Source organism: Morganella sp. Je.2.23 (genome assembly GCF_051129855.1).
Lineage (GTDB): Bacteria > Pseudomonadota > Gammaproteobacteria > Enterobacterales > Enterobacteriaceae > Morganella > Morganella sibonii.
The window spans coordinates 842,339-866,247 of sequence record NZ_JBCPSQ010000001.1 but is presented as its reverse complement, the minus strand read 5'-3'; the positions used below and the strand labels follow the sequence as shown (position 1 = coordinate 866,247).

The window sequence follows — 23,909 nt, the reverse complement described above, 5'->3', positions numbered from 1 at the left end:
TTTTATTGATAATGATTACCATTCTTCCAAATTCCTGATACACTCCGCGAAATAGATATAACGAAACTAACAACAATAAAACGGAGAATTGCGCATGAGCCGGGAAAAAAATATCTACCGCCCTGCACCACCGCGTCTTATTCAGGTGAAATCCTTTACCGATGTTACCCCCAATCTGCGCCGAATTACCTTTACGGCAGATTCTCTGGACACCTATCCGGCGGATTGTGAAGGCGGACACCTCAAGCTGTTTATTGCCAAAGACGCGCCGAACCCGCCTGCACTGCCGGTGCTGTCAGATAAAGGACCTGTCTGGCCGGAAGACAAACCGCGTCCGGTTGCCCGTACCTATACGGTGCGAGCAATCCGTCCTGAACTGAAAGAAATCGATATTGAATTCGCCATGCACGATGATGCCGGCCCGGCAGTGGATTTCGCGAGAAACGCCAAACCGGGTGATTATCTCGGGATTACCAATCCCGGCGGGCCCGATCCGCTGTTACCGGCAGCAAAACACTATTATATGGCGGCTGATTTAACCGCACTGCCTGCGGTTGCCGCACTGCTGGAAAAAATGCCCGCTGAGGCGCAGGGAAATGTGGTTATCCGTATCGATCATGCTGAGGATCAGCAGGAGCTGAACAAACCGGCCGGTATCACCCTGCACTGGGTAACCGGCGGTACGGAGAAAACTGCGGAGATCACCGCACTGTTTAAAAGCTGGCCGGTCGCCGATGTTACAGAGTGTACGTTCTGGATTGCCGGCGAAGATGCGATGGTCAGGGAGCTGCGCCGCTATGTGCGCCGGGAACTGAACGGGGAACACAGCCAGATGTATGCGATCCCTTACTGGCGCTTCGGTTATGATGAAGAGGGTTATCACCGCCAGCGCCATGATGTGATGGATGCTGACGACTGATGATAAACAGGCTGCGGCAGGTTCTCTGCCGCAGCCGCTGTGATCAGTTATACGCCTGTAATGCCCGCAGACAAAGCGATGAACGCACGCAGTCATCCTGAGTGAAAGATACCACTGATACCATTTCGTCATCCCGGAAACGGCGCAGCGCATCTGCCAGCCCGGACGGAACATTGCCCGGTAAATCACACTGGCTGACATCGCCATTGACAATAACTGTCACATTTTCCCCCATCCTGGTCAGAAACATTTTCATTTGTGTGACAGTCACGTTTTGCGCCTCATCGAGGATCACCACCGCATTCTCAAAGGTTCGCCCGCGCATATAGGCAAACGGCGCAATTTCCACCTTACCTATCTCCGGACGCAGACAATACTGCAAAAATGAGGCACCCATCCGTTTCACCAGAACGTCATATACCGGCCGGAAATACGGGGCGAATTTTTCACTGATATCCCCGGGCAGAAAGCCCAGATCTTCTTCCGCCTGTAATACCGGACGGGTGACAATAATCCGCTCTATTTCCTTATTAATCAGTGCATCTGCCGCCAGTGCGGTACTGATAAAGGTTTTACCGCACCCCGCCTCGCCGTTGGCAATAATCAGCTGTTTATGGGCTATCGCCCGGATGTATTTATCCTGCGCATCATTTCGCGGCAAAACAGTACTGTTATCGCGTTTTTCCCGCGCCATACCGATGGCTTCCACCCCGCCTGCCGGGATAAATACCGCCACATTATCATCATTAAAACGTGCCCTGCGCGACTCTTTCCGGCTCATTCGTTTTGCCTCTTTGCGTGCTCTGACTACCGCTTTTTGTCTGCCCATAATCTTAATCCTGTTGATTTATGATGACGGAATAACTGAAACAGTGAGTTAGCAACCGGCGGCTCCCCTCAAGCCATGAGTGAACATTCAGATAAAAAAAAGCCGGTGATAAATCCGCCCTGTTGTTCAGGGTATTTATCACCGGCCGGTACTGTCGTTCGTCTGTATGTCGCATTCGTTATCCTCAGATGACAAACTAAAGCGAACACTAAACTGACTTTGTGACAGTATAATGACAATACTTTCTTTTCAGCAATTAAAATCTGCGGACATTTAACATCTTTGCCACATTTCTGTTATCCGCTGCACATCAGCGTGCTTTGCAGTTTTTCGCCATGCTGTAACCTGCTGCCTGCGCGGATACCGCATCCGGGAACATTTCAATATTTTTACTGCTGATCCGGTTATAGCCGGGGCAATCCGGAAAGTGGTAAATCCTGCTGTTGCGATTACCGCGGATACGCTGATCTACTGCTTTTTTTTCTGCTTTCGGCGGTACTTTCACCGGTGTTACCGGCGCAGACGGCAAACGGGTAAAAATACCGTCAGCACTGTTGATATGCCCCTGTTCCCAGCGTCGTTCACCGGTCACAAACGGGTTTGACTGCCCGGTCACCGCGCTGATACGGCGATCCCGTTCCCGCTCGGCGGCCGACGGCGGAAATTCGCTGTCCCAGACCATCAGTAATTTCTGCTGCTGTTCTGACATTGCCAGGTCGTAGCGGTCATGCATATAAAACCAGACCCGCGCCACCTCACCTTTGACTTCATCGCGCGGCTCGAAAACACGCTGTTTAAAATCCACCCGGCTGGTGCACTGCCCATAACTCTGTGAACCGGCACCGCGGGCGATGCCGTACCGGAAGTTACTGCGATCACCGTTAACTTCACCGACCGACGGGGCGAGATTGTGAAGATCGGCCTCCATGGCGCGGAATACCGGGTCTTCACTGATACAGTTTTTGCGTCCGCCGTTCTGCCAGCACTGACGCTGATGCCCGAAAACCCAGGCCGGAACGATATGCTCCCACTCAATCCGCTCTGCACGGGTCACCTGTGCCCGCACACGATAGCCGCAACTGCTGAGATCCACCCGGCCGCCGGATTTTCCGGCCCAGTCCCACTGACAGCCGCAATAGAGCGTACCCTCTCCCTGCGGATTACGGTTCTGGTCGTGATAGACCTTCTCACGGGCAACTATTTTTGCCTCGTCGAACCGTTCCGGTGCTGCAGCACCGGCGGCAAACGTAATAACACAAAATAAAAATAATAAAATACGAAATGATTGAAAAATATGCATATAAATCATAAGCCAACAGAATACCGGGGAGGGCAATTATGCCACGCTGCGCAGGAATTATCGCCTCAGATCTTTTATTTATCCGCCAATCCGCCGGATAAGGCCTTTTTAGGGCGTTTTTTTACAGAATGGTTTTAATCCGAAACTTTATACTCTGCTGACATCAATAATAATTTTGGAGAATAATCATGCATCCGCTGGTTGATGAAATGATCGATGAGATAGTCGGCACTGCCTGTGCCCATAATGAGGAAGAAGTTGATGTCCGTGTGCAGGAGAGCAATAACCGGGTGCAGATTCAGATTAGTGTGACCGATAAACCGGTGATGGACATTATTCTGAATCTGACCCGTATCAGTTAAACACGCGGACGCTTGCGGTAAAGCCATAAACCGGGGACTGACAGCCCGATGGATAAGGCACCGACCACAAAGGCCGCCCGCAGAAAATTACTCACCAGCATTTCCAGCAGTTCAGGGGTAAAACCTGACTGCGACAGTTTAATAACCGCCAGCATCGCCATATAGGCATTAATTCCCGGAAACATCGGAATAATGGCCGCCACCGTAAAAACTTTCGGGTGTGCCAGCCACCAGCGGGACCACTGAATACCGATGATCCCGACCAGAACCGATGCCCAGAATGTGGCGGAGACAATATCAAAACCGGCGGCAATCAGGATAAACCGGCTGCCGTGGCCGATTGCCCCCAACAGTGCACAATATTTCAGTGCCCGTTTCGGCACATTGAATACCATAGCAAACCCGGCTGCGGGGATCGCCGCCAGCAGCATATCCTGTGCCAGTGCTGCCAGGAAGGATAATATCGTCATCATATCCAGTCCCTCAGGCTGCCGAGTGTAATTGCGGTAAAGATACCGATACAGGTTGCCAGGGTAAGCAGACTGGCCATCGCCCAGCGGGCAAGACCGGTGTTAACATGTCCTTTGAACATATCCGCAACCGCATTGATCAGCGGGAACCCCGGAACCAGCAGCAGTACGCTCGCGGCCATGGCAATACCGGATGTTGCCGAAAACAGCGGGATTTTCAGCATCATTCCCGCCACCATCGTGGCAACAAACGCCGTAAAACAGAAGTTAATCAGCGGGTTCATATGCCGTGCGGTCAGCACCTGACGGACATACATGGCGCAACCACTGGCCGCAAAGGTAATCACCGCCCCGTCCCAGCCGCCGTTATTCAGTTTGCAGAAACAGGCGCAGGACAGTGCCACCATCAGCACCATTACCCAGCGCGGATAGCGCAGCGGTTTCATATGCGCGAATTTTTTCTGCACCCCTTTGCAGTCCAGATGTCCGTGCTCCGCGAGGATCACCACATGCTGCACCTCCGTCACGATATGCATATTGATACCGCGATCCACCACCTTACGGGTGGATGTCAGGCAGTGCCCGTCAATGATCGTGGTGAGCACAATGGCATTCGCCGAGATGGCGCAATCCACCTGATCTGCCCCGAGTGCTTTTCCTGTCCGCCCCGCCAGTTCTTCCACCAGCATACTTTCCGCGCCATGCTGTAACAGCAGCAGCCCGCATTCGATACACAAACGGGTGATAGTCCGCTGCATATCCTGAGTCACCTCTTTCCCCTGCCCCATAGTTTTACCGTTAACCGTTGATGGTCCGACTTTCCCGCTATTCTAATTCTTTGTATTAACAACTCACTGGGTTTGATCAATAGTTTGATAATAAATCGTCATACTGTACCGTAATTGCAGTATGGCAGGGAAACGGGCTATTGAGCAATCCGGCGCGGCGTGGTTAAATCAGAGCTTGTCACTGTTACCGGAGCCCGTATCTGTTATGTCACCAACCCCGTCACCATTAACCCCGAAAGGGCAGCGCCGCCGTCATGCCATTCTTACTGCCGCTGCGGATGTTTTTATCCTTCATGGTTACGAAGGCACGACACTGGATATGATTATTGAGCAATCCGGCGGTTCACGCTCCACACTGTATACCTCTTTCGGCGGGAAAGAAGCGCTTTTTCTGGCGGTTATAGAACACCTTATCAGCGGAATTTTTGAGGATAATGAAGAGGAAGAACCGGAAGCAGCCACCGATGCGGAAACATTGTTATACACCAGCGGAAGACGTTACCTGAACAGTATTGTTCACCCGCAGTCACTCGGTTTATATCAGCTGATTCTGGCGGAATCACAGCGCTTCCCGCAAATCAGTGAACAATTTTACCGCGCGGGCCCGCTGCGCGCCGCACAGCAACTGGCTGCCGGGCTGAAAACACTGCCGGGAATTGCCGCGTCGGAGGAAACATTGCTGGCTGTTGCCGCCCGTTTTCTGGAAATGCTGAAAGCCGACCTTTATCTGCCGGTTTTCAGTCATCAGCATAAGAAACCAACGGCGGAATTTATTGAAAAGCAACTGCCGTTATCCGTGGAGATAACCGCCTGTTACCTCCGCCACAAATTAACACCCCAATGAACAGCAGTTACTGTTAACATCTGCCTTCAGGCGGTAACTTCTGCCGCCTTTGCCTGTGCCGCAGCCATATCATCCGCCACAAATACCGGTACACCGTAAACGGCACCGGCCATCGGCGCGAATTTTTCCAGTTGTGCTTTATCGCCGGTTTCCCGGTTAACAGTCAGGATCATTACGCTGCAATATGCCGCCATTTTCTCTTTTCCGGTTTTCAGCCAGCGGCGGACATACTTCCGTGCATCCATATCTTCCTGCGTATCCGGTTTTTCCGGTCCGGTTTTCGGCGGATAAATTAAAGCAAAAGGTGTCTGTTTATCCAGCAGTGCATCCAGCTCTTTCACCCACTGTTCTGTCTGTACCATATTTTCCGGGAATGACTGCATTATCACCACAGGAAATGCAGTGGTATCCATATGAACAAAATTAACTGCTGACATAATTACTCCGTAATCTTTTTTGTATTCATTGGTACAATATTGTCACGTCCATAACCTGTCAACAAATAAGAATGCGTTTCAATTGCATCCGCACAAATTGTTCATTGTGTGATCAGTCATCCCCGGCCATGTTATTCTTATGCAAAAAGTAAGTAGTTATTCTGAGATTCATCTTATTCTTATATATATTCCATGATATTTCGGGGCATATTGATTAATTATTCATATCCGTTCCTGCCTACAACATAAGGTCTATAATGAAAAAGCTGACACTAATTTCCCTGGGATGCCTGTTCTCTGTTACTGCCTTCGCTGCCAACGCCAGCAAAGTCTGTGATGAATATTTCACCGAGATTGACGCGATGGTCAAACTTGCAGAACAGGAAGCCAAAGGCGATGCTGATGCAACAGCACAGATCAATGCCATGAAACAACAGCTGGAAACAGCGAAAACACAGATTAAATCAGTGCCGGAAGAGACTCAGGACATGGCGTGTCAGCAAGGTCTGGATGCACTGAAAGAATTCAAAGCATCGATGGAAAAACAGTAATTCTGTCTTCTGCAAAAAAGGTCCGTGTTTGCGGACCTTTCCGTTCCTGTCATGATACTCAGCGGACAACCAGTACAGAAATCGGTGCGTGTGCCACAATCCCCGACGCAGTTGACCCCAGCAGATGCGTTGAGATACTGGGATGCCGTGAACCGACAACAATTAAATCCGCATGAATTTCTTTTGCTTTTGCCAGCACCTTATCTCTCGGGGTGCCGTAATCCACAAAATAGCTGATCTGTTCCGCCGGCAAATCCACTTTTTCTGCAATCGCTTTCAGCTCTTCTTTTGAACGGGCGACCGCTTTTTCAGCAAATGAATTCAGTAATTCATAGTGATAGTTATAGCTTATCGAGAATTTCGAAATATCCGGCACAGAGTGAAACAACATCAGTTTCGCCTGTGACATTTTCGCCAGATAAATCGCATGTTTCAGTGCATTGCTTGTCAGTACATCTTCTGTCACATCAATAGGAACTAATATCGTTTTATACATACCATCCCTCATTGTCAGCCCGTGTTATATTTGATTTAAGTATAGGCAATAAACCGGAAACCACCGTGCCCGGCATCATGTTTTTTCAGAAGAAACAGACAGGAAAATATCCGGTGACACTGACGGTCACCGGAGAAATATCAGAGACGTGCTGAACTCAGCGGACGACCATCACCGATACCGGGGCATAACGGACAACACCACCGGCGGTGGAACCCAGCAGATGGGTGGAAATATTCGGACGGCGGGAACCGATAACAATAATATCCGCTTTCACTTCCTCCGCAGCCTGGATAATTTCATCACGCGGGGAGCCGAATGTAATGGTATAAGCAAGACGTTCCGGCGGCAGATCAATAGAATCCATCAGCATATGAATATCTTCTTCCGCTTTGATGGTCGCTTTATCTTTTATTTCCATATAACCCAGCGCATACGCATTAATAATCGCGGATGAAATAGGCAGGACATGGACAATATGCAGCTTAGCCCCTGTTTCATTCGCCAGATAGAGTGCGTGGCGGACAGCTTTGCTGGTCAGTTCTTCTTCTGAAATATCAATAGGAACCAAAATTGTATTATACATACTGCCTCCTCGGGTAAGTCATGCGATATGGCATTACTATACTGAACAATGAGGAAAATATCTGTGAGATTGATACCGTTAACTCTTATTACCCTGTGTTTTTGTTATCAGGCGGTTACGGATCAGTCTGACGTAATCAATAATTTCATGGGCGGTTAATCCGACCGGGCCGGTACCGGCAGCCACACATTCATCTGCTGCCGCGCCGTGCAGCCAGACCCCGCCGCACACGGCTTCCTGTACCGGCAACCGCTGAGCCAGCAGACTGCCGATAATGCCGGATAACACATCTCCGCTGCCTGCGGTCGCCAGCCCTCGGTTACCGCTGTGATTACACCACAGCACGCCTTCCGGTGAGGCAATCAGGCTGTGATGCCCTTTCAGTACGGCCCAGCAGTGATACTGTGCCGCCAGTGCCAGCGCTGCGGCCGGGCGATCTGCCTGAATATCCGCCACCGTGGTATGCAGCAGCCGGGCGGCTTCCTGAGGATGCGGGGTTATCACGCACTGATCATCCAGCGCAATACCCGGCGTCACCGCCAGGATATTCAGTGCATCCGCATCCAGCAACTGTGGTTTTCCTGTCTGTATAAACGCAGCTTCCGCCAGTGCGCGGCTCTCTGCACTTTGCCCCAGACCGGGGCCGGTGACCTGCGCGGTTACCGCCGGGTCATCCGCCGGGGATCGGGCTGTCCGCAGCATCAGTTCAGGCGCATTTTCAATAAACGGTACCGGTAATTGCGGCTGGTTAAATCCCAGGATCACTTTACCGCAACCGGTTTTCAGTGCCGCACACCCGGCCAGAATTACCGCGCCGGTCATTCCCTCCGCACCGCCGGTGATCCCGAGTGTACCAAAGGTTCCTTTATGGCTGTCCTGCGGACCCGGTGTCTTTAACATCGGGTAATCACGGGTTATTGCATTGATATCAATAATATTCATCTTATTATTTTGCCTTTTTCAGCGGATAATGAATACACCCTGTTTATCAGCATAGTAGGAAACTAAAAAAGAAAGTAGAGCAGTGACGGGCAGATCTGGTATTCTTTGCGGCTGAAATATCCGGGAACGATAAATATAACGGTTGAGGTTAACCATGAATAACGCATTTAAAACAGAAAACGATACTGAAAAACTGGCTGCGGAAGTGACCTGCTTAAAGGCACTGGTGACATATTTACTGAAGGCGGTGGGTCAGGCGGATGCCGGCCGTATTATCGTCAATATGGAACGTCAGATCAGTGAAATTGATGATGAACATCTGGCCGGTACATTTAAAGATACCATTGCTCAGATTAAAACAGAGTACCGGAAATAATTTCCGGCCTGGCAATTAATGCTGTCCGGGAATAATGCAACGAATCGCTAAAGAGAGGATGAGTTGTTTGTGTCAGGATAATGTTCCTGTACTAAATACCCTTTCTTTTTTATTTTCGTTTCTGTCCGCACGCTGTTATACCATTCTGTTATACAACGTGCGGACTTTTTTTATACTGTTCTGTTATTACTTATCCGGTTTCACTTCTTTCAGCAGACGGACAGCAAATATCCCGAGTACAGCCACCCCTGCGACCAGAACTCCCCACAACAGCCAGGTTTTCCAGGCAAACGGCGGTGCCGCTTCCGGTGCCGGCAGTAACTTCGCTTCACCGCCCAGCGTAACCACCTTTTCTGATACATCCGCCCGCGGAATCGCATCCTGATTATTCAGATAATTACCCGGCAGAAGCTGTGCCAGCGGTAAAAACGCCGCTCCGGCATCATAAGCCCCCCACACCAGCAGATACGGCGCAGAGCCCTGGGCGTTAAAGGTCAGATATTGTGCGTATTTCACCCCGGCAACCTGAGGCGGGCTATCGCGCCAGCTGCTGTTAATCGCCGTCAGCCGCACCTGACGGACCGGCAGATCATTCAGCCGGATGCTGCTGTTCCGGTTTTCTGTGTCATCCGATACCAGTGAATAAAGCACTTTGTTATCCAGCGGCAACCAGTTTCCCGCTGTACCGCTCCGGTATTCTATCCGCACCGGCAGAACCGTATTTTCCTGGTCGATATGAAAATCCAGGCGGCTGAGATTCTGCGTATTCGGCAGACTGTAAATCATACTGCCATCGGTGTCTGCTTTCGGCGTAAAGCCGAAGCGGTTAACCTCCCGGCGTTCCACTGTCCGCGACCCCGTTCCTTCCGCTGTTGTGATCTGCGGTGGTGCCTGATTGTTATCCCCGGTCACGGAAAGCAGCCAGTATTTCGCCCTGCTTTCATCACCGCGGATATAGTCCGGGATTTTTATCTGCTGTGCCAGCAGTGTGTCATCGCCGGATTTCAGATCCATCAGCGGCACATCGCGGATCACCGGAGACCAGTTCTGTTTGTCATCGCTGCTGAACAATGATGCTCTGGCCTGCATATTCCCGGTCTGCTGCGGCCAGTTCAGTGTGATTTCGCGCAGCGGCAGCGGGAGCTGCTGTTTATTATCCGGCACCAGCAGATAGGTTTCGGTTGCCGGCCGCACCAGGCTGTCCGCATTATCATTGTAGATGGTCAGTTCTGTGCCGTTATCCGCTTTCAGACGGATTTTGCGGTTGCCGTCCTGCTCTTCCGCACGGCTTTGTGACAACGGATAAATAACGAAACGGATACGCGCGCTTTCGTCTTTTATCTGCTTTGCCGCCGTCAGTGACATCGGCACCGGTGTTCCGGTGCTGTCAAAGATACGGATATCCCGCAGATCCGGCCATGCACTGTTCAGCCAGACATTATCCGGAACTGTCAGCCGGTAAAATGGCGAATTCTCCGTTCCCGGCTGTAATTCTGCTCCCTGGTTAAAGTCATTCAGTGTCTTAGCCCCGGTTTCCGCACGGGAAAGCATTGTCACTGATGCCAGTACCGCCGCCAGGAGCACCGTTCCGGTATGCCATTTGCGGCGAAATGCTGTCTTTTTACCTGTGATCATCCGTTATTTTCCTTATTATTCTGCATATCAGTGCCTGTCTTCGGCGGTAACGGCGAGAAATAGCCCACAACCAGAATCAGAAGTGCCACCCCGATAAATGCACCGGCTCTGGCAAGCCCGCTGCTCTGGTTCATATCAACCACAAAGAGTTTGAGGATCACCACAGCAAAGATAACCGCGCCCGCGACCCACAAATGGCGTTTATGCCGCCGGGTGGCAGTTGTCATCAGGATCACCGCCGTCAGTGCCCAGACAATCGCCAGTGTGGTCTGGATCAGACGGGACTGTAACAGTGCCGCGGTTGTCCATGCGGTTCCGTCCGCAAAGGCCAGAGCACGGATCAGAATCCCGTTCGCCCACCAGACAGCCAGCCCGGCGGTAATAATACCAAGCACACGGACCACATCGGACCGGAAACGGACTTTCGGTGTGGTCCGTATCACGGCATCACGCAGACACCACAAGGCGGCAAGGCCGAACAATCCGGCTTCATCCAGCGGATTCAGCAGCGGGACATATTGCCAGAGTGATAACTGACCATCCTGCATATTTCCGGCAAATAATCCCATTCCCAGCAGAACGGCCAGCGGATACACACTCTGCCAGTACAACGCACCGTGATTATCCAGCGGCGGCCACCGCAGGCGCTGCATGGCATACAGCACGAAAAATACGCCGCATACTGCCAGCATCGCAATAAAGTAAGCCCACTCTTCCATACCCCACGGCAATTGTGCTTCCGCCCACAAGACTTCAGTGATCAGCAGGCCGATCAGTGTCCAGAGTGTTGCACCGTGCATCAGATTGCTGACAACCCGTGGTGCCTGTTCCGGCAGCAGCCGGATCAATGCAATCATCGTGCTGATGACCAGCAGCCAGATAAAGCCGCCGTACAGTGACCCGGCCGGATGTATCCCGGCAGAAATATAACCGCACAGCATCAGCAGACTCACTATCCACAGCGCGCTGATGCAGTAATACAATTGAGTCCACTGTACTTTCCGGGCCAGGAAGAACCAGCTCCAGACGGAGATCACAAGCCCGGTCAGTACATACTCCTCACCGGACAGTAATTTCCCCGCCGGTGATAACCACGGCAGAATCCACAGCCAGGAGAGCCAGGTAATCATTGCAGGGATAATCAGCAGCCCGGAAATCAGTTTGCTGCGCGGCATCAGGCGGAAATGGTGATGAAGCGCCCCGGCAACCAGCAGCCCGCCCCACTGGAAGATATACATCCAGGTCGTTTGTTCTGACCAGTATATGAAGTCCATGCTGTAGAGCAGAGAGGCAAACCCGAGCAGCACCAGTCCGGTGGCACTCCAGCCGACAATCCGCTGTTTTTGCAGACAGGCAAACCACAGGATCGCCAGCCCCTCAATCGTCCACGCCATTGACGTCCATTGTGGTGACAGCGCCATCGGCACCGCCAGCGAGATAAAACCGATACTGAGCAGCAGAAACCCGAGAGACAGACGTTGCCCGTCCGCCCGGAAACGGCGCAGGCTGACCACCGTCAGCAGCAGATAGAGCAGCCCGAAAGCAAGGGACGAGATTGCCGTACCGAGATAAAACGGTTCTGTAATGGCATATTGCAGTGAAAACGCCAGTACCGGCGGTGCGAACAACAGCACCGAATCCACCATCAGCTGTTTTCGTCCGTTGTCAGTCAGGACATGATGGCGGGCATACTGCTGGGTCATCAGCCCGTAGATCACCAGGTTCAGAATAATGAAGATCTGGCAGCTCAGATAAAATTCCGGACGGTAATTTTCCACGCCCCAAAGCACACCGACCACAAACGTAAAGGTGAAACCGACAATATTCAGAACCCGCCAGCCCTGCCAGTAGTTCATCACCAGAATCGAGACGGAAAGCATCAGATAATAAGAGAACAGCGCGATATAGTTACCACTGCCGGTGGAGAGCAGCACCGGAGCCGCGTAACCGCCGATCACCGCCAGAACGGCCAGACTGACCGCGTTTTGTATAACAGCAAAGAAAACAGACGCCAGACAGATAATGACCATCAGCGCCAGTGCAAACGCCAGCGGCAGGAACTGGTAGAGCTTATAAGCGGCAAATATCGTGATATAAAACGCACCGAGGCTGCCGCCCTGAACTATCAGGCTGTACAGCCGGTTTTTATGGCGGACACACCAGCCGACAACAAAGAGCGTCACGGACAAAATTGCCGAGCCAATCAGGCGGACTTCCGGTGTCAGGATATTATTTTCGATACTGAATTTCAGCAGATATGAGAGACCGATAAACAGCAGCAGAATACCGGTTTTAGCCGGGAGATTACCATTAAGCAGCCATTCAATAATACCGGCAGCCGGGCTTTTCCGCGCCGTATCCGCAGTACCGGCCGGTAATGGTATAATAACAGGCTCCGGGCCGGGATCAGGTTCCGGTTCATCGTATACAACCGGTTCCGGCATCACCGTGACAACGTCAGACAACGCAGCAGACTGAACGTCAGTATTTACCACCGGATGACCACCGGTCAGTGCATCCAGCTCCCTGCGCAGTGATTCCGTTTCCTCTGTCAGAATACTGACCTGCATTCTCAGCTGCGTTGTGCGCCTCAGCGCCGCAACAGCAATAAACGGCGTCACCACAATGAGCGCCGCCAGCACAAAACCCCAGAAGAGTAATGAATCCATGTTTATCCTGTTTTTCAGTCTTTAACTTACAGTGTAGACAATTTTTAATTTCCGTTATCTCACATACTGCCTGTTATGCTGCTAAAAATCCGGCGAATAAATACGGATAGCTGACAAATACCATAAAATGCTGTTTTATCCCGTTAATGCGTTGTTAAAACACCACTAATAGCGGCAGGTACCCCGGTTTCGTATATGTTTTAACTAAAAATCATTTTTTCGGATTTTAAATATTGACTGTTATCACAAAAAGAGGCAATTTTGAGATACTGATCACAACAATATAAGGACACTCATTATGCGATTTTTAGCCCGTTTCTTAAAAGAGTTAGATAATGTCACTGCGTCCTTCTGTGTGGTCGCATTTTACCGGAACCGTCTCTGAATTCGGATAATGCCGGTCAGCATTTTCGAGTCTTATCGCTCCAAATCAAATTTAGTTGAAATGTTAAATTTAATTTGTGACAAAGGTTGACTCTCATCAACAAAGTGCTACAGTTATGTCATCGAATTGTGAGAACGCAATAAACAAGAACGCAATTATGTTACCTGCAATAAAAAATATCAGACGTTTTATCTCAGAGCTCAATAAAATCGCCCGTATTATATTCTGAAGATAAACGCACATCGTTTCAGGCTCCCTCTGCGGAGCCTTATTTTTTTCTGCGCTGTACCCCATCCTGCACCGAAAGGTTTATACTGACCGCATTATTTTTTATGAAATAAGGAGCAACTGTCGTTATGCAACATGACATCCAGCGTCTCAGAAGAATTCGTCAGACCCCGCAGATGCGTGATCTGTTCCGGGAAACCTCATTAAGCCTCAATGATCTCGCGTTACCGATTTTTGTCGAGGAAGGTGCCGATGACTATAAAGCCATCGACAGTATGCCGGGCGTTATGCGCATTCCGGAAAAGCGTCTTGCTTATGAAATCGAGCGGATCGCCAAAGCCGGTATCAAATCCGTTATGACGTTCGGCGTATCTCATCATCTGGATGCGACCGGCAGTGATGCCTGGGCGGAAGACGGACTGGTTGCCCGGATGTCCCGTATCTGTAAAGAGACGGTACCTGAAATGGTCGTGATGTCCGACACCTGTTTCTGTGAATACACCAGCCACGGGCACTGCGGCGTGGTCCATGACGGCGTGGTGGACAACGACGAAACACTGCATAATCTCGGGTTGCAGGCGGTAATTGCCGCACAGGCGGGTGCTGATTTTATCGCTCCTTCTGCTGCTCAGGACGGCCAGGTACGGGCGATCCGTCTGGCTCTGGATGCCGCCGGGTTCCATCAGACCGGGATTGTCTCCTACTCCACCAAATTTGCCTCTGCCCTTTACGGCCCGTTCCGTGATGCCGCCGGCTCCTGCCTGAAAGGTGATCGCAAAACCTATCAGATGGATCCGATGAACCGCCGTGAAGCCATCCGTGAATCACTGATTGATGAGCAGGAAGGTGCCGATATGCTGATGGTGAAACCGGCCGGCGCTTACCTGGATATTCTGCGTGATGTACGCGAGCGTTCAAACCTGCCGCTGGCCGCCTATCAGGTGAGCGGTGAATATGCGATGATCAAACTGGCCGCACAGGCCGGTGCTATTGATGAAACCCGCGTGGCACTGGAAACACTGGGCTCAATCAAGCGCGCCGGAGCCGATTTAATCTTCAGTTATTTTGCCCTGAGTCTGGCAGAAAATAAGATCCTGAGCTGATTGTGTAAAAGCTTATGCTGATTAGCCTGTGGTAACGGGCAGGTCAACGAAAAGCATGCGCGTCACGGATGACGCGCCTGAGCGCACACGGATGTGTTTACAGCGACTTTTCGTTTTGCCCGTTGCCGGCAGGCGTAAACTCCGGACTTACAGACCTCACTTCTTATTTTTTTCTTCCAGATACGCTTTCAGCACTTTCGCCTGATTGTGCTCTTTATCTTTTGCCGCAAACAGCAGTGTCAGATTACCCTGCGCGGCTCTGTCCAGCAACGGTTGCCATCCCTGCGGTCTGCTGTCCAGTTCTTCGCGGTAACGCCGTTCAAACTCAGAAAACTGATCGCTGTTAGCGTGGAACCACTTGCGTAAATCGGTATCCGGCGCAACATCCTTATTCCATTCATCATAATTCAGATCGGTTTTTTTAATGCCGCGCGGCCACAGCCGGTCAACCAGCACACGGTAACCATCACTTTCCGCGACCTCATCATAAACCCGTTTGCAGAAAATCATATTGCGGCTCCTTTAATCTGTTTTTCATGAGTCAGTAACCAGGCTTTACGTTCAGTTCCTCCGGCATAGCCGGTCAGCTCACCATTTTTGCCGGTAACACGGTGACACGGCACCAGTACTGAAACCGGATTCATGCCGTTTGCCCGGCCGACAGCCCGGACAGCACGCGGGCAGGATAACGACTCAGCCAGCATACTGTAAGTAACCGTACAGCCAAACGGCACGGACAGTAAAGCATCCCAGACTTTTTGCTGAAAAGGCGTTCCCGGCAGCACCAGCGGAACCGTAAATTCCGTCAGTTTACCGGCAAAATAGCCCTGCAATTGTGTATCCAGCAGTGTCAGATGAGGATGACTTCCGTCTTTCACCGCCATTTTCAGCCTGGACGAAACCAGCTGCAAGGTATCTTCGCGACGGTTGTCCTCAGTAAATTCCAGAAAACAGATACCCTGCTCCGTTGCTGCTGCCGACATATCACCCAATACTGTGCTGATTTGTGTACGATATATCATCAGAGTTCCTTTGTTTTTCGTGTACCGTTAGAAGGTGTACTGTTTTCTTTACGAAACTGTCTGTTTTTTGAGTTAAAATTGATTTTATTATGCTCAACTTCTTTTTAGTGAAAACTTGATTGAACTCACACTAATGAGTAAAGTACATCCCAACGATACAGCACATTAACTGTACCAGTTTAGATTAACAGATAAACACGTTCACCTGAGTATTGAACATTATTTTCAGAAATAATGGAGGAATTGTTATGGCTAAATTAATTAAATCCACAAAAACAACTTTCGATCGTATTACCACTGCAGTTATGACAATTTCTGTACCGCACTTCTTTTAATTAAGACGCGACAAATTGCCGGTGCCGCTGTTATTTATGCGGCACAAAAAAAATCGACAGCTTAAATGCTGTCGATTTTTTTATTTATGTTATTCCGCAACTAACGGTTTATTGTGCGCTTTTTGCGATATCAGGCACTTTGGCCAGGTCAGCGGCAATCTTAACGGTTTCATCAAGATACGCATCCGGTCCTTCGTAATCTTTCGGCAGTGCCTCCAGATTCGCCAGCGGTTTCTTACCTTCACGGGCATAACGTTCATTAATCCGTTTCAGTCTGATCCCTTCCAGTTCTTTATCTTCTTTATCACGCTTCGCGTAATTCAGAGAGATAATATACTGTGTTGGTTTATTCGCCTTAAACCGGGTCAGATCTTCATAAATATATCCGAATTCCGGATCGGCTTTTGAACGTTCCTGATATTTCTGTGCCAGTTCAGGTACCGCTTTACGGATAATATCAGTCTGTGAATACTCCGCCGGGGCAATGCTGTCCCACGGCAGTGCATTATCCTCAAAACTTTCACCGATATCGTCGTTATCAAAGCCGGTCGGCATAATGATATCCGGGGTCACCCCTTTACGCTGGGTACTGCCGCCGTTGATACGGTAGAATTTCTGGATGGTATATTGCACAGAACCTAAATCCGGCCATTCCGGGCGCAGCATCTGATCGTAAATCCGGCTGACCGGACGGTGCTGCTGCACAGTTCCTTTACCGAAGGTCGGTTCACCGACAATCAGTGCACGGCCGTAATCCTGCATCGCTGCCGCGAAAATCTCAGACGCGGAGGCACTCAGGCGGTCAACCATCACCACCAGCGGACCTTTGTAGTAAATGACATCATCGCTGTCAGCATCTTCACGGACACGGCCGTTATTATCCCGCACCTGTACCACCGGACCACTGGTGATAAACAGACCGGACAGATCCACCGCTTCAGTCAGTGCACCACCGCCGTTACCGCGCAGGTCGATAATCACCGCATCCACTTTCTCTTTCGCCAGTTTCTGCAGTTGGGTTTTGGTGTCATTGGTCAGACCCACATAGAAGCCCGGAATATTGAGCACCGCGACCTTCTGGTCACCGACCTGTTTGATGGTCATTTTCACCGCTCTGTCTTCCAGGCGGATCTGCTCACGGGTCAGGGTGACAATACGCGGTTTGGCACCTTTGGTATCACCCAGCACTTCGAGGCGGACTTTACTGCCTTTGGCACCTTTGATTTGTGATACCACGTCATCCAGACGCCAGCCGACCACATCCACCATCGGCTTTCCGGTCTGGCCGACAGCCAGAATTTTATCCCCGACCGCCAGTTCCTTGCTCTTCAGCGCAGGACCACCGGCGACCAGTGAATTAATCACCGTATAATCATCATCCATCCGCAGCACGGCACCGATGCCTTCCAGAGACAGGCTCATTTCAGAGTTAAACTGCTCGGTATTGCGCGGGGAGAGGTAACTGGTGTGCGGATCGATCTCGCGGGCAAACGCGGTCATGATCAGCTGAAAGACATCCTCACTTTTGGTCTGAGTCAGACGCTTAAGAGCATAGGTATAGCGCTTGGTGAGAGTTTCTTTGATTTCGTTGTCATCTTTGCCGGACAGTTTCAGGGTCAGCCAGTCATATTTGACTTTGGCATCCCACAGTTTGTCCAGCTCGGCTTCTGTCTGCGGCCACGGTGCTTTGCTGCGGTCCACATCAATGACATCATCGCCGTCAAAATTCATCGGCTGTTTCAGGCGGTTCAGCGCATACTGAAAGCGCTCAAAACGGCGTTTTTGTGACAAATTAAACAGATCATATAACGGCTGTAACTCCCCTTTGCGGAGATAGTTGCCGACATCTGCTTTATTTTTGCTGAATTTCGCCACATCAGACGCTAAAAAGACGTTATGGCTGTAATCCAGCAGATTCAGATAGCGTTCCAGGATTTTCGCTGAAAATTCCGGGTCCAGCTGAAACTGGCGGTAATGGGAGTGCAGAAACCGGGATGTCACACGCTCACTGACCGTGGAGTGCTCCGGTGCCTGCTGAGTATCCGGTAACTGGCTGATTTTGACATCCGGCAGCGCAGTGGTGCCGGTTTTTGCCATCGTATTGCCGGTTAAACTGAATCCGATGAGCAACGCCAGGGGTAAAAATTTGTTCATGCCTCGGTTGACTCCGTATCAGAATTTTAAGTGTTCCGCACGCACGATCATTGCCAACCCTGAAGGCAGCTGAACACGTACACCGTCTTTGGTGATCTCGAGAACCTGCGCATCCATAACGCCGGAACCGACTGTCACTTTCAGTTGCTGTCCAACCTTCAGTGCCTGAATATCAGTAATTGGTGTCAGTTCAGACTGAGATTCGGGACGGGGTGCACGTGGTTTACGTGGTGCGTCAGCGGATTTTGGCGACTGAGCTTTGCCGGTACGCGGTGCTTTAGGCTTGTCCGTACGGCTGCTGCGGGAGTCAGCGGCAGCTTTATCTGCCTGACGCGGTTTTTTCCCGCCTTCCTGCTCACGTTTCTGCGCGCGCTGTGCCTGGACTCTGGCTTTAGCTTCCGTTAACTGGGTACGGGCATGTTCAACATGTTCCGCTTCCAGATCGCCGCAATCGTTACCATCCAGATCAACACGTTTAGCCCCTTCTTTAACGCCGTACAGGTAGCGCCAGCTTGAGGTGTACATCCGCAGTGCGGTACGTAACTGTGTTTTACTGATACCATCTTCTTCAGTGATACGACTGACGATATCGCGGAAGATGCCGATTTTCAGCGGACGGGCTTCGCCTTCTGCCACAAAACATTGCGGGAAGCGCTGAGCCAAAAATGAAATAATTTCTTTACTGCTATTCAACTTGGGTTGATTTTCCATGAATTTTCCTGATTACAACGGTGCTTTGCCAACCAGCAGGCATGAACAGGCGTCATTATAATAGTGTTGCAGACAAATGCTATGCTCTCGGAGGCCTAACTTGCGATCATTTCACGATATTTCGGCATAAAGCACGTTGCAAGATGTGCGCAGAGCGCGTCATTCAAGGCTTTGAGACCAATTTCATCATTATTATCAAAACGATTAAAAATCGGGCTGTCGATATCCAGCACGCCGATAATCTGACCATTTACGATAAGCGGCAACACGATTTCTGAGTTACTGGCCGAATCACAGGCAATATGTCCGGCGAAATCATGCACATCATCCACACGGATGACCCGTCCCTGCGCAACCGCCGTTCCGCAGACACCCCGCCCCGCAGGAATACGGACACAGGCGACTTTGCCCTGAAACGGTCCCAGCACAAGGGTATCACCCTGGAGAAGATAGAATCCGGCCCAGTTTATCTGTTCCAGTTCATCAAACAGGACAGCACTGACATTGGACAGTGTTGCGATGACATCCTTCTCATCACTGATGAGCGATGTTAAACGGCGGGTTAAATCCTGATAAAACGCGAGTTTGTTCATGTGTCACACTACAGTTACGGGTTAAATATCCGGTTAAAGTAATGTTTAATTTATATCAAATAACAAGGCAGCCCTATAGGAATAATTACAAATCCTTTCACATTTTCCGGGAATAAGGAGAGAAAAAACGGCGGGAATAAAAAAGAGACCGGATAAAGTCCTCTATCCGGTCCAGGGAAAAAGGCTCGTAGCGAGCCGTGCGCTAAAATTGCCATTGAAAATATCGTACAACCTACATGATTAAGATTAGTCGGTTTGATTACATATGCAAAATATTTATTTATCAAATCGTTAACATATATCCGATTTAAATGGCTTATATTTCAGCTGGTTAATTAATAACCGAATATTAATCGTTAAATTTCATAATTAATATGTGTTATTTATCACCACACAGCGCACCGGCAGCCTCTTTCACCGGGGTCAGATCCATCTCTTTTTCTGGGTTTCCGGGTTGTTTTAATGTAATAACTGAGAGATCAGTCACTTTTATTTTCTGCTCTTTCGCCTGTTGTGCCGCCACATCATTCAGCGGGTATGACATCAGTGTGGACGGATTAATCACCCATAGTGCATTTCCGTCCCGGCAGTTGATCATCACTTCCTCACGGGTAAACGGCCATTTCTCACCAAACTGGAATTTGCTGATGGTTTTCAGCGGCGCAGCCTGTGCCGCTCCCGCCAGTAAAAGAGGAATTAATGCCAGAGCTTTCATCATCGTATGTCCCGGTTGTCAGCCCGCATGAGAGTTACGCAGGCTGATAAGTTGCAAAAATCGCCACCATTAAAATGGCCAGTGTGCCGAGAATTATCTCAATCCAGCTGTTAATCATCAACAGGCGGAAGCGGCCTGATTGTGCGATTTTCGGTACTACCGCATAACGGTTGATCACCGCCAGCAGGACCATCGTCAGTACCAGCCCGGTTTTCAGCCACAACAGTGCCTGATAATCACTGCCGCTCCACTGCGGCCAGTCCGGCAGCAGCATCAGAGTGCTGATAAGGCCGGTTGCCAGTACCAGGAAGACAGCAAGGTGACCCAGGTTTGAAAAACGGATCAGTGTCGCGGTAACGTCCTTTGGCAGCCCCTCGGCAAGCGTGTCCCGCCGGAGCAGGATCAGCAGACAGACCAGGAACGGCCATAATCCGCCGAACCAGTAAGCAGCACTGAGAAGATGAACAACCTGATTAAGCTGATATAACCGCCCCGCCCAGCCGCTGTACAGCATACCGTGGCCGGTAAACGCATGCAGCGCCAGCATCACAGCCGCACACACCAGGAACAGAGAACTTTGTGCTCTGCCGGCCGGCAGAAGCAGTCCGCCGCAGAGAACCGCCGCAAGCATCAGCTGCCAGCGCCAGATCTCCCCGAAAGATGTCGACAGTACGGCGAATATAATGTCCGGGTCCTGCATATCTGCCCAGCCGTCCCCCATCAGTGCCGCCTGTAACAACAGCCAGAGAACAGTTGTCAGAGCCGTGAGCACCGCTGCACAGCGCGCAGTGTAACGAAGCCTGACCCGCAGCAGCAGCGCCACCCGGTCACCGGAGAGCAGGACAGAGAACAGGCCGCAGCCCGCAAGGAGCATCACGGCCGTAAAATGAATGAAGCGGCAGATAATCAGCAGCGCTTCCGGTGTCGGTTCCATAACCGGCTTATTTCACCGTAAACTGATAGTCACCGTTGGTTTTATGTCCGTCAACAGAAACCACTTTCCATTCGACATGATAGACACCGGCAGGCAGCGTTTCCGTCAGCGGGAGGATCAGACGGGTATCATTCCCTTCCGCCAGTTCCGGTTTTCCGGCTGCCACACTCTTATTCTGTGCATCTTTCACACTGATTTTACTGAATTTAAGTTCAATACCTTCGGAGAAGTCCAGTGAGATATGTTCAGGCGATCCGGTCACTGCGGTATCAGCCGCCGGTACCAGCGTTTTGACATGCGCATGCGCGAAAGCCTGCTGGCCGGATAAACCAACGAATAAAACAACAACAGCAGATAATTTGCGCCAGTGCGCCGTCAGGTTAGTTAACATAATGGTATGCCTCATTTTTGCAGGTGATGTAATTATGCGGGACATACTAGCGCAACCGGGGGTATTGCGGAAACCTTCACAGGCCGGAGAGTGTTTTTTGTGATCGGTAACACAAATAAAAACCACACAAATATCAGTACATTATGATAATTGTGTGGTTATATTATAAATAATAATGCTGTCAGCAATAATCAGCTTGCTGAAGGCTCGCTCGCCATGCGACCCAGATCTTTATCCAGCAGGAACATCGATTTACCGCTGTCACCCACCATCGCAAATTTATCCAGTACAGATTTGAACAGTTTTTCTTCTTCGTGTTGTTCAGCCACATACCATTGCAGGAAGTTAAAGGTGGAGTAATCCTGTGAGGTCAGCGCAGCATGTACCAGTTTATTAATTTCATCAGTAATTAATTTTTCATGCTCCAGCGTCAGAGTGAAAACTTCACTCACTGAACCGAATTCAGTCGGTGGTGCATCGATGGCTCCCAGCAGCGGCATCGCGCCGGTATCGCTGAGATAATTAAACAGGCGCTGCATATGTTCCATTTCTTCCGCGGCATGCGCTTTTAAAAATGCGGCAGCACCCTCGTAACCTTTATCAGCACACCATGCGCTCATCTGCAGATATAAATTCGAGGAATAGAATTCAAGATTCAGCTGGGCATTCAGTTGTTTGACCATATCCGTCTTTAACATATACAGGCTCCTGAGTAATAGTTTATTTCATCATCTGCGGTCATTATGCACACTCCTGCCGGGAAGAAAAGTGCTATTTAATAATTTCACAACATATTGAAAACAAAATGATTTTGTAAAGATAATCAGAATTAATCGCATTCTCTTTACTGGCAAACTGAATACGCTTTAATCCGGGCTTGCAGTCCGGCGGAAGCTCAGTTAAGTTAAGGCCGTCAGCCGTTACAGGAGCATATCGTGGGTTATAATCTTGCCGAACTCAGTCAGGAAGAGATGGATAAAATCAATGCGGACTTAGCCGCATCCGGTGTCGCCTTTAAAGAGCGCTATAATATGCCGGTGATCGCCGAGCAGGTGCAGCAGACACTGCCGGAATCCCTGCGTGCCTATTTTGCCGAACGTCTGGTGTTTTACCGTCAGCGCAGTGCCGGATTATCCCGCCTGCCGTATGAGCCGAACGCCAAACGCTGAATATAATAAAGGCGTGCCTGAGCACGCCTTCAGGCCGTCGACAAACCCGCAGGGGTTGGCGACGACCGACAAATATTGTAAAAATAAATCAGGAAAATCAATTTATTGATTTTCGGCTGATAACACAAAGCAGGAAAAACCGCGTTTTATCCTGCTTTGTCTGCAATATTAAGGCGTGCAGTTGCACGCCTTTTTACGGTTTAACCGTCAGTGTCATTACTGCGGCAGACCGTAAGTCATGGTTTTCGCCGCGCAATTGATATCAACGGTATAGCTGACCTGCTTTTTCGAGCCGCGCACTACCAGCGGCACACTGTAATTACCGTCTTTCTCAGTCACTTCCGCCACATTAACCCAGGCAACCGGCTTGCTGCCCAGCAGCGCTTTATCATCCTGCCAGCGCGGGTAACGGCTCTGCACAAAATCATATTTCACCTGTGCCGCTATCTGATCTTTGTTCAGCGATTCGCACGACGGGAACGTCACCATACGCTCATTTTTGACTTCTGCTGTCGCCGGCGCCTGTGCGCTGACGCTGAATGCCAGAAGAATACCTGCACCTGCCAATCCGGTACGGGTGAACAGATTCATTGCTTTCATAAAACCTCCTGTTTTAATCCCGAAAGAGACTAAATGTCATTTTTATACAATAGCGCTTAATCAAATTTTACTTAATGCTTATTGATACAAACTAACATATTTATTATCAGGAAATTGTGACACTTGTTAAATATTTGTTTCTGTTATTCGCTGTCGTCATCTTCCTCATCAAACATCGCGCGGATCTGCTCACCACCGTGATGCCGTTCGCGTAACTCTGCCGCAACCTGTGCGATGGCCTCACCACTGCTCATTCCTTCCTGCATCAGGGTATGGATACGCTCAACAGCGGCCTGCTGTTCTTCATGACTTAACGCGGGCATTCCGGTAAACATAATCACCTTCTATAACATTTCAGTAAAAAA

Annotated in this window: 28 protein-coding genes; 7 read left to right on the top strand and 21 right to left on the bottom strand. The window is 50.2% G+C overall.

Features of this window, described 5'->3' with window-relative positions:
* Positions 1 to 94: 94 nt before the first annotated feature.
* Positions 95 to 919 (top strand): siderophore-interacting protein, encoded by an 825-nt coding sequence (locus tag AAZR23_RS04165; protein WP_166707677.1) that lies wholly within the window; start codon positions 95 to 97, stop codon positions 917 to 919.
* Between the two features lie 43 nt (positions 920 to 962).
* Here the strand turns inward: AAZR23_RS04165 and phoH are convergent, their stop codons facing one another.
* Together phoH and AAZR23_RS04155 are read right to left on the bottom strand one after the other, a co-directional pair.
* A complete protein-coding gene (gene phoH / locus AAZR23_RS04160; RefSeq protein ID WP_107679824.1) occupies positions 963 to 1,748 on the bottom strand; it encodes a phosphate starvation-inducible protein PhoH in 786 nt (261 codons plus the stop codon).
* Positions 1,749 to 2,058: 310 nt separating this feature from the next.
* Positions 2,059 to 3,057 (bottom strand): endonuclease, encoded by a 999-nt coding sequence (locus tag AAZR23_RS04155; RefSeq protein WP_434690697.1) that lies wholly within the window; start codon positions 3,055 to 3,057, stop codon positions 2,059 to 2,061.
* A 179-nt stretch (positions 3,058 to 3,236) separates the two neighbouring features.
* Between AAZR23_RS04155 and AAZR23_RS04150 the strand changes: the two genes are divergently transcribed.
* Positions 3,237 to 3,410: a hypothetical protein gene (locus tag AAZR23_RS04150; RefSeq protein ID WP_166707674.1), complete on the top strand. Its 174-nt coding sequence runs from the start codon at positions 3,237 to 3,239 to the stop codon at positions 3,408 to 3,410.
* Here the strand turns inward: AAZR23_RS04150 and AAZR23_RS04145 are convergent.
* Positions 3,407 to 3,880 carry a threonine/serine exporter gene (locus AAZR23_RS04145; protein ID WP_247716798.1) on the bottom strand — a complete coding sequence of 158 codons (474 nt, stop codon included), beginning with the start codon at positions 3,878 to 3,880 and terminating at the stop codon, positions 3,407 to 3,409. The two genes, AAZR23_RS04150 and AAZR23_RS04145, sit on opposite strands and share 4 nt — an antisense overlap.
* On the bottom strand, positions 3,880 to 4,668 hold the full coding sequence (locus AAZR23_RS04140; protein ID WP_046892259.1) for a threonine/serine ThrE exporter family protein: 789 nt from the start codon (positions 4,666 to 4,668) through the stop codon (positions 3,880 to 3,882). The genes AAZR23_RS04145 and AAZR23_RS04140 overlap by 1 nt, the downstream gene beginning before the upstream one ends.
* A 121-nt stretch (positions 4,669 to 4,789) precedes the next feature.
* Between AAZR23_RS04140 and AAZR23_RS04135 the strand changes: the two genes are divergently transcribed.
* Positions 4,790 to 5,512: a TetR/AcrR family transcriptional regulator gene (locus AAZR23_RS04135; RefSeq protein ID WP_080947947.1), complete on the top strand. Its 723-nt coding sequence runs from the start codon at positions 4,790 to 4,792 to the stop codon at positions 5,510 to 5,512.
* 26 nt (positions 5,513 to 5,538) lie between these two features.
* Here AAZR23_RS04135 and AAZR23_RS04130 read toward each other — a convergent pair whose 3' ends face one another.
* Positions 5,539 to 5,949, bottom strand: a complete 411-nt coding sequence (locus tag AAZR23_RS04130) for a hypothetical protein (protein ID WP_434690692.1) — start codon at positions 5,947 to 5,949, stop codon at positions 5,539 to 5,541.
* Positions 5,950 to 6,206: 257 nt separating this feature from the next.
* On the opposite strand from AAZR23_RS04130, the gene AAZR23_RS04125 reads away from it, so the two are divergent.
* Positions 6,207 to 6,500 carry a DUF5339 domain-containing protein gene (locus AAZR23_RS04125; protein WP_046892262.1) on the top strand — a complete coding sequence of 98 codons (294 nt, stop codon included), beginning with the start codon at positions 6,207 to 6,209 and terminating at the stop codon, positions 6,498 to 6,500.
* A gap of 58 nt (positions 6,501 to 6,558) precedes the next feature.
* On the opposite strand, the gene AAZR23_RS04120 is transcribed toward AAZR23_RS04125, so the two are convergent.
* The 3 genes from AAZR23_RS04120 to AAZR23_RS04110 all read right to left on the bottom strand — a co-directional run bounded on the left by AAZR23_RS04120 (position 6,559) and on the right by AAZR23_RS04110 (position 8,524).
* Complete coding sequence (locus AAZR23_RS04120; protein WP_052927453.1) at positions 6,559 to 6,996, bottom strand: universal stress protein; 438 nt, start codon at positions 6,994 to 6,996, stop codon at positions 6,559 to 6,561.
* A gap of 157 nt (positions 6,997 to 7,153) precedes the next feature.
* On the bottom strand, positions 7,154 to 7,582 hold the full coding sequence (locus AAZR23_RS04115) for a universal stress protein (RefSeq protein ID WP_046892264.1): 429 nt from the start codon (positions 7,580 to 7,582) through the stop codon (positions 7,154 to 7,156).
* 78 nt (positions 7,583 to 7,660) lie between these two features.
* The gene (locus AAZR23_RS04110; protein WP_218428168.1) at positions 7,661 to 8,524 is read right to left on the bottom strand and encodes an NAD(P)H-hydrate dehydratase; all 864 of its coding nucleotides are present in this window, start codon (positions 8,522 to 8,524) and stop codon (positions 7,661 to 7,663) included.
* A gap of 154 nt (positions 8,525 to 8,678) precedes the next feature.
* Here AAZR23_RS04110 and AAZR23_RS04105 point away from each other — a divergent pair, with 154 nt between their 5' ends.
* Complete coding sequence (locus AAZR23_RS04105; RefSeq protein ID WP_046892266.1) at positions 8,679 to 8,900, top strand: DUF2594 family protein; 222 nt, start codon at positions 8,679 to 8,681, stop codon at positions 8,898 to 8,900.
* A 186-nt stretch (positions 8,901 to 9,086) separates the two neighbouring features.
* Here AAZR23_RS04105 and AAZR23_RS04100 read toward each other — a convergent pair whose 3' ends face one another.
* The gene (locus tag AAZR23_RS04100; RefSeq protein ID WP_434690686.1) at positions 9,087 to 10,535 is read right to left on the bottom strand and encodes a DUF3999 domain-containing protein; all 1,449 of its coding nucleotides are present in this window, start codon (positions 10,533 to 10,535) and stop codon (positions 9,087 to 9,089) included.
* On the bottom strand, positions 10,532 to 13,204 hold the full coding sequence (locus tag AAZR23_RS04095) for a DUF2339 domain-containing protein (RefSeq protein ID WP_434690683.1): 2,673 nt from the start codon (positions 13,202 to 13,204) through the stop codon (positions 10,532 to 10,534). The genes AAZR23_RS04100 and AAZR23_RS04095 overlap by 4 nt, the downstream gene beginning before the upstream one ends.
* A 741-nt stretch (positions 13,205 to 13,945) precedes the next feature.
* Here AAZR23_RS04095 and hemB point away from each other — a divergent pair.
* A complete protein-coding gene (gene hemB, locus AAZR23_RS04090; RefSeq protein ID WP_046892269.1) occupies positions 13,946 to 14,920 on the top strand; it encodes a porphobilinogen synthase in 975 nt (324 codons plus the stop codon).
* Between the two features lie 156 nt (positions 14,921 to 15,076).
* Here hemB and AAZR23_RS04085 read toward each other — a convergent pair whose 3' ends face one another.
* The 9 genes from AAZR23_RS04085 to ftnA all read right to left on the bottom strand — a co-directional run bounded on the left by AAZR23_RS04085 (position 15,077) and on the right by ftnA (position 22,473).
* Positions 15,077 to 15,430 carry a DUF488 domain-containing protein gene (locus tag AAZR23_RS04085; protein WP_107679813.1) on the bottom strand — a complete coding sequence of 118 codons (354 nt, stop codon included), beginning with the start codon at positions 15,428 to 15,430 and terminating at the stop codon, positions 15,077 to 15,079.
* Entirely contained in the window at positions 15,427 to 15,942 is a 516-nt protein-coding gene (locus AAZR23_RS04080; protein ID WP_434690681.1) for a methylated-DNA--[protein]-cysteine S-methyltransferase, read from the bottom strand. Before AAZR23_RS04080 ends, AAZR23_RS04085 begins: the two co-directional genes overlap by 4 nt.
* Positions 15,943 to 16,385: 443 nt before the next feature.
* Positions 16,386 to 18,431 (bottom strand): carboxy terminal-processing peptidase, encoded by a 2,046-nt coding sequence (prc, locus tag AAZR23_RS04075; RefSeq protein ID WP_107679811.1) that lies wholly within the window; start codon positions 18,429 to 18,431, stop codon positions 16,386 to 16,388.
* A gap of 18 nt (positions 18,432 to 18,449) precedes the next feature.
* On the bottom strand, positions 18,450 to 19,142 hold the full coding sequence (gene proQ, locus AAZR23_RS04070) for an RNA chaperone ProQ (protein WP_052927446.1): 693 nt from the start codon (positions 19,140 to 19,142) through the stop codon (positions 18,450 to 18,452).
* A 95-nt stretch (positions 19,143 to 19,237) separates the two neighbouring features.
* Positions 19,238 to 19,735 carry a GAF domain-containing protein gene (locus tag AAZR23_RS04065; protein WP_046892274.1) on the bottom strand — a complete coding sequence of 166 codons (498 nt, stop codon included), beginning with the start codon at positions 19,733 to 19,735 and terminating at the stop codon, positions 19,238 to 19,240.
* A 379-nt stretch (positions 19,736 to 20,114) separates the two neighbouring features.
* Complete coding sequence (locus AAZR23_RS04060) at positions 20,115 to 20,450, bottom strand: YebY family protein (RefSeq protein WP_171819800.1); 336 nt, start codon at positions 20,448 to 20,450, stop codon at positions 20,115 to 20,117.
* A gap of 34 nt (positions 20,451 to 20,484) precedes the next feature.
* Positions 20,485 to 21,384, bottom strand: a complete 900-nt coding sequence (copD, locus tag AAZR23_RS04055) for a copper homeostasis membrane protein CopD (protein ID WP_434690676.1) — start codon at positions 21,382 to 21,384, stop codon at positions 20,485 to 20,487.
* A gap of 7 nt (positions 21,385 to 21,391) precedes the next feature.
* Complete coding sequence (gene copC / locus AAZR23_RS04050) at positions 21,392 to 21,775, bottom strand: copper homeostasis periplasmic binding protein CopC (protein WP_046892276.1); 384 nt, start codon at positions 21,773 to 21,775, stop codon at positions 21,392 to 21,394.
* 191 nt (positions 21,776 to 21,966) lie between these two features.
* Positions 21,967 to 22,473, bottom strand: a complete 507-nt coding sequence (ftnA, locus tag AAZR23_RS04045; protein ID WP_107679807.1) for a non-heme ferritin — start codon at positions 22,471 to 22,473, stop codon at positions 21,967 to 21,969.
* A 237-nt stretch (positions 22,474 to 22,710) separates the two neighbouring features.
* Here ftnA and AAZR23_RS04040 point away from each other — a divergent pair, with 237 nt between their 5' ends.
* Complete coding sequence (locus AAZR23_RS04040; RefSeq protein WP_025154120.1) at positions 22,711 to 22,944, top strand: DNA polymerase III subunit theta; 234 nt, start codon at positions 22,711 to 22,713, stop codon at positions 22,942 to 22,944.
* A gap of 216 nt (positions 22,945 to 23,160) precedes the next feature.
* Here the strand turns inward: AAZR23_RS04040 and yebF are convergent, their stop codons facing one another.
* Entirely contained in the window at positions 23,161 to 23,544 is a 384-nt protein-coding gene (gene yebF, locus AAZR23_RS04035; RefSeq protein WP_166707665.1) for a protein YebF, read from the bottom strand.
* A gap of 143 nt (positions 23,545 to 23,687) precedes the next feature.
* A complete protein-coding gene (locus AAZR23_RS04030) occupies positions 23,688 to 23,879 on the bottom strand; it encodes a YoaH family protein (protein WP_046892279.1) in 192 nt (63 codons plus the stop codon).
* Between the last annotated feature and the right edge of the window lie 30 nt (positions 23,880 to 23,909).

Excerpts from the sequence above, each read along its gene's own strand:
- AAZR23_RS04165 (WP_166707677.1), top strand. The coding sequence starts at position 95 with ATGAGCCGGGAAAAAAATATCTACCGCCCTGCACCACCGCGTCTTATT.
- phoH (WP_107679824.1), bottom strand. The coding sequence starts at position 1,748 with ATGGGCAGACAAAAAGCGGTAGTCAGAGCACGCAAAGAGGCAAAACGA.
- AAZR23_RS04155 (WP_434690697.1), bottom strand. The coding sequence starts at position 3,057 with ATGATTTATATGCATATTTTTCAATCATTTCGTATTTTATTATTTTTA.
- AAZR23_RS04150 (WP_166707674.1), top strand. The coding sequence starts at position 3,237 with ATGCATCCGCTGGTTGATGAAATGATCGATGAGATAGTCGGCACTGCC.
- AAZR23_RS04145 (WP_247716798.1), bottom strand. The coding sequence starts at position 3,880 with ATGACGATATTATCCTTCCTGGCAGCACTGGCACAGGATATGCTGCTG.
- AAZR23_RS04140 (WP_046892259.1), bottom strand. The coding sequence starts at position 4,668 with ATGGGGCAGGGGAAAGAGGTGACTCAGGATATGCAGCGGACTATCACC.
- AAZR23_RS04135 (WP_080947947.1), top strand. The coding sequence starts at position 4,790 with ATGGCAGGGAAACGGGCTATTGAGCAATCCGGCGCGGCGTGGTTAAAT.
- AAZR23_RS04130 (WP_434690692.1), bottom strand. The coding sequence starts at position 5,949 with ATGTCAGCAGTTAATTTTGTTCATATGGATACCACTGCATTTCCTGTG.
- AAZR23_RS04125 (WP_046892262.1), top strand. The coding sequence starts at position 6,207 with ATGAAAAAGCTGACACTAATTTCCCTGGGATGCCTGTTCTCTGTTACT.
- AAZR23_RS04120 (WP_052927453.1), bottom strand. The coding sequence starts at position 6,996 with ATGTATAAAACGATATTAGTTCCTATTGATGTGACAGAAGATGTACTG.
- AAZR23_RS04115 (WP_046892264.1), bottom strand. The coding sequence starts at position 7,582 with ATGTATAATACAATTTTGGTTCCTATTGATATTTCAGAAGAAGAACTG.
- AAZR23_RS04110 (WP_218428168.1), bottom strand. The coding sequence starts at position 8,524 with ATGAATATTATTGATATCAATGCAATAACCCGTGATTACCCGATGTTA.
- AAZR23_RS04105 (WP_046892266.1), top strand. The coding sequence starts at position 8,679 with ATGAATAACGCATTTAAAACAGAAAACGATACTGAAAAACTGGCTGCG.
- AAZR23_RS04100 (WP_434690686.1), bottom strand. The coding sequence starts at position 10,535 with ATGATCACAGGTAAAAAGACAGCATTTCGCCGCAAATGGCATACCGGA.
- AAZR23_RS04095 (WP_434690683.1), bottom strand. The coding sequence starts at position 13,204 with ATGGATTCATTACTCTTCTGGGGTTTTGTGCTGGCGGCGCTCATTGTG.
- hemB (WP_046892269.1), top strand. The coding sequence starts at position 13,946 with ATGCAACATGACATCCAGCGTCTCAGAAGAATTCGTCAGACCCCGCAG.
- AAZR23_RS04085 (WP_107679813.1), bottom strand. The coding sequence starts at position 15,430 with ATGATTTTCTGCAAACGGGTTTATGATGAGGTCGCGGAAAGTGATGGT.
- AAZR23_RS04080 (WP_434690681.1), bottom strand. The coding sequence starts at position 15,942 with ATGATATATCGTACACAAATCAGCACAGTATTGGGTGATATGTCGGCA.
- prc (WP_107679811.1), bottom strand. The coding sequence starts at position 18,431 with ATGAACAAATTTTTACCCCTGGCGTTGCTCATCGGATTCAGTTTAACC.
- proQ (WP_052927446.1), bottom strand. The coding sequence starts at position 19,142 with ATGGAAAATCAACCCAAGTTGAATAGCAGTAAAGAAATTATTTCATTT.
- AAZR23_RS04065 (WP_046892274.1), bottom strand. The coding sequence starts at position 19,735 with ATGAACAAACTCGCGTTTTATCAGGATTTAACCCGCCGTTTAACATCG.
- AAZR23_RS04060 (WP_171819800.1), bottom strand. The coding sequence starts at position 20,450 with ATGAAAGCTCTGGCATTAATTCCTCTTTTACTGGCGGGAGCGGCACAG.
- copD (WP_434690676.1), bottom strand. The coding sequence starts at position 21,384 with ATGGAACCGACACCGGAAGCGCTGCTGATTATCTGCCGCTTCATTCAT.
- copC (WP_046892276.1), bottom strand. The coding sequence starts at position 21,775 with ATGTTAACTAACCTGACGGCGCACTGGCGCAAATTATCTGCTGTTGTT.
- ftnA (WP_107679807.1), bottom strand. The coding sequence starts at position 22,473 with ATGTTAAAGACGGATATGGTCAAACAACTGAATGCCCAGCTGAATCTT.
- yebF (WP_166707665.1), bottom strand. The coding sequence starts at position 23,544 with ATGAAAGCAATGAATCTGTTCACCCGTACCGGATTGGCAGGTGCAGGT.
- AAZR23_RS04030 (WP_046892279.1), bottom strand. The coding sequence starts at position 23,879 with ATGTTTACCGGAATGCCCGCGTTAAGTCATGAAGAACAGCAGGCCGCT.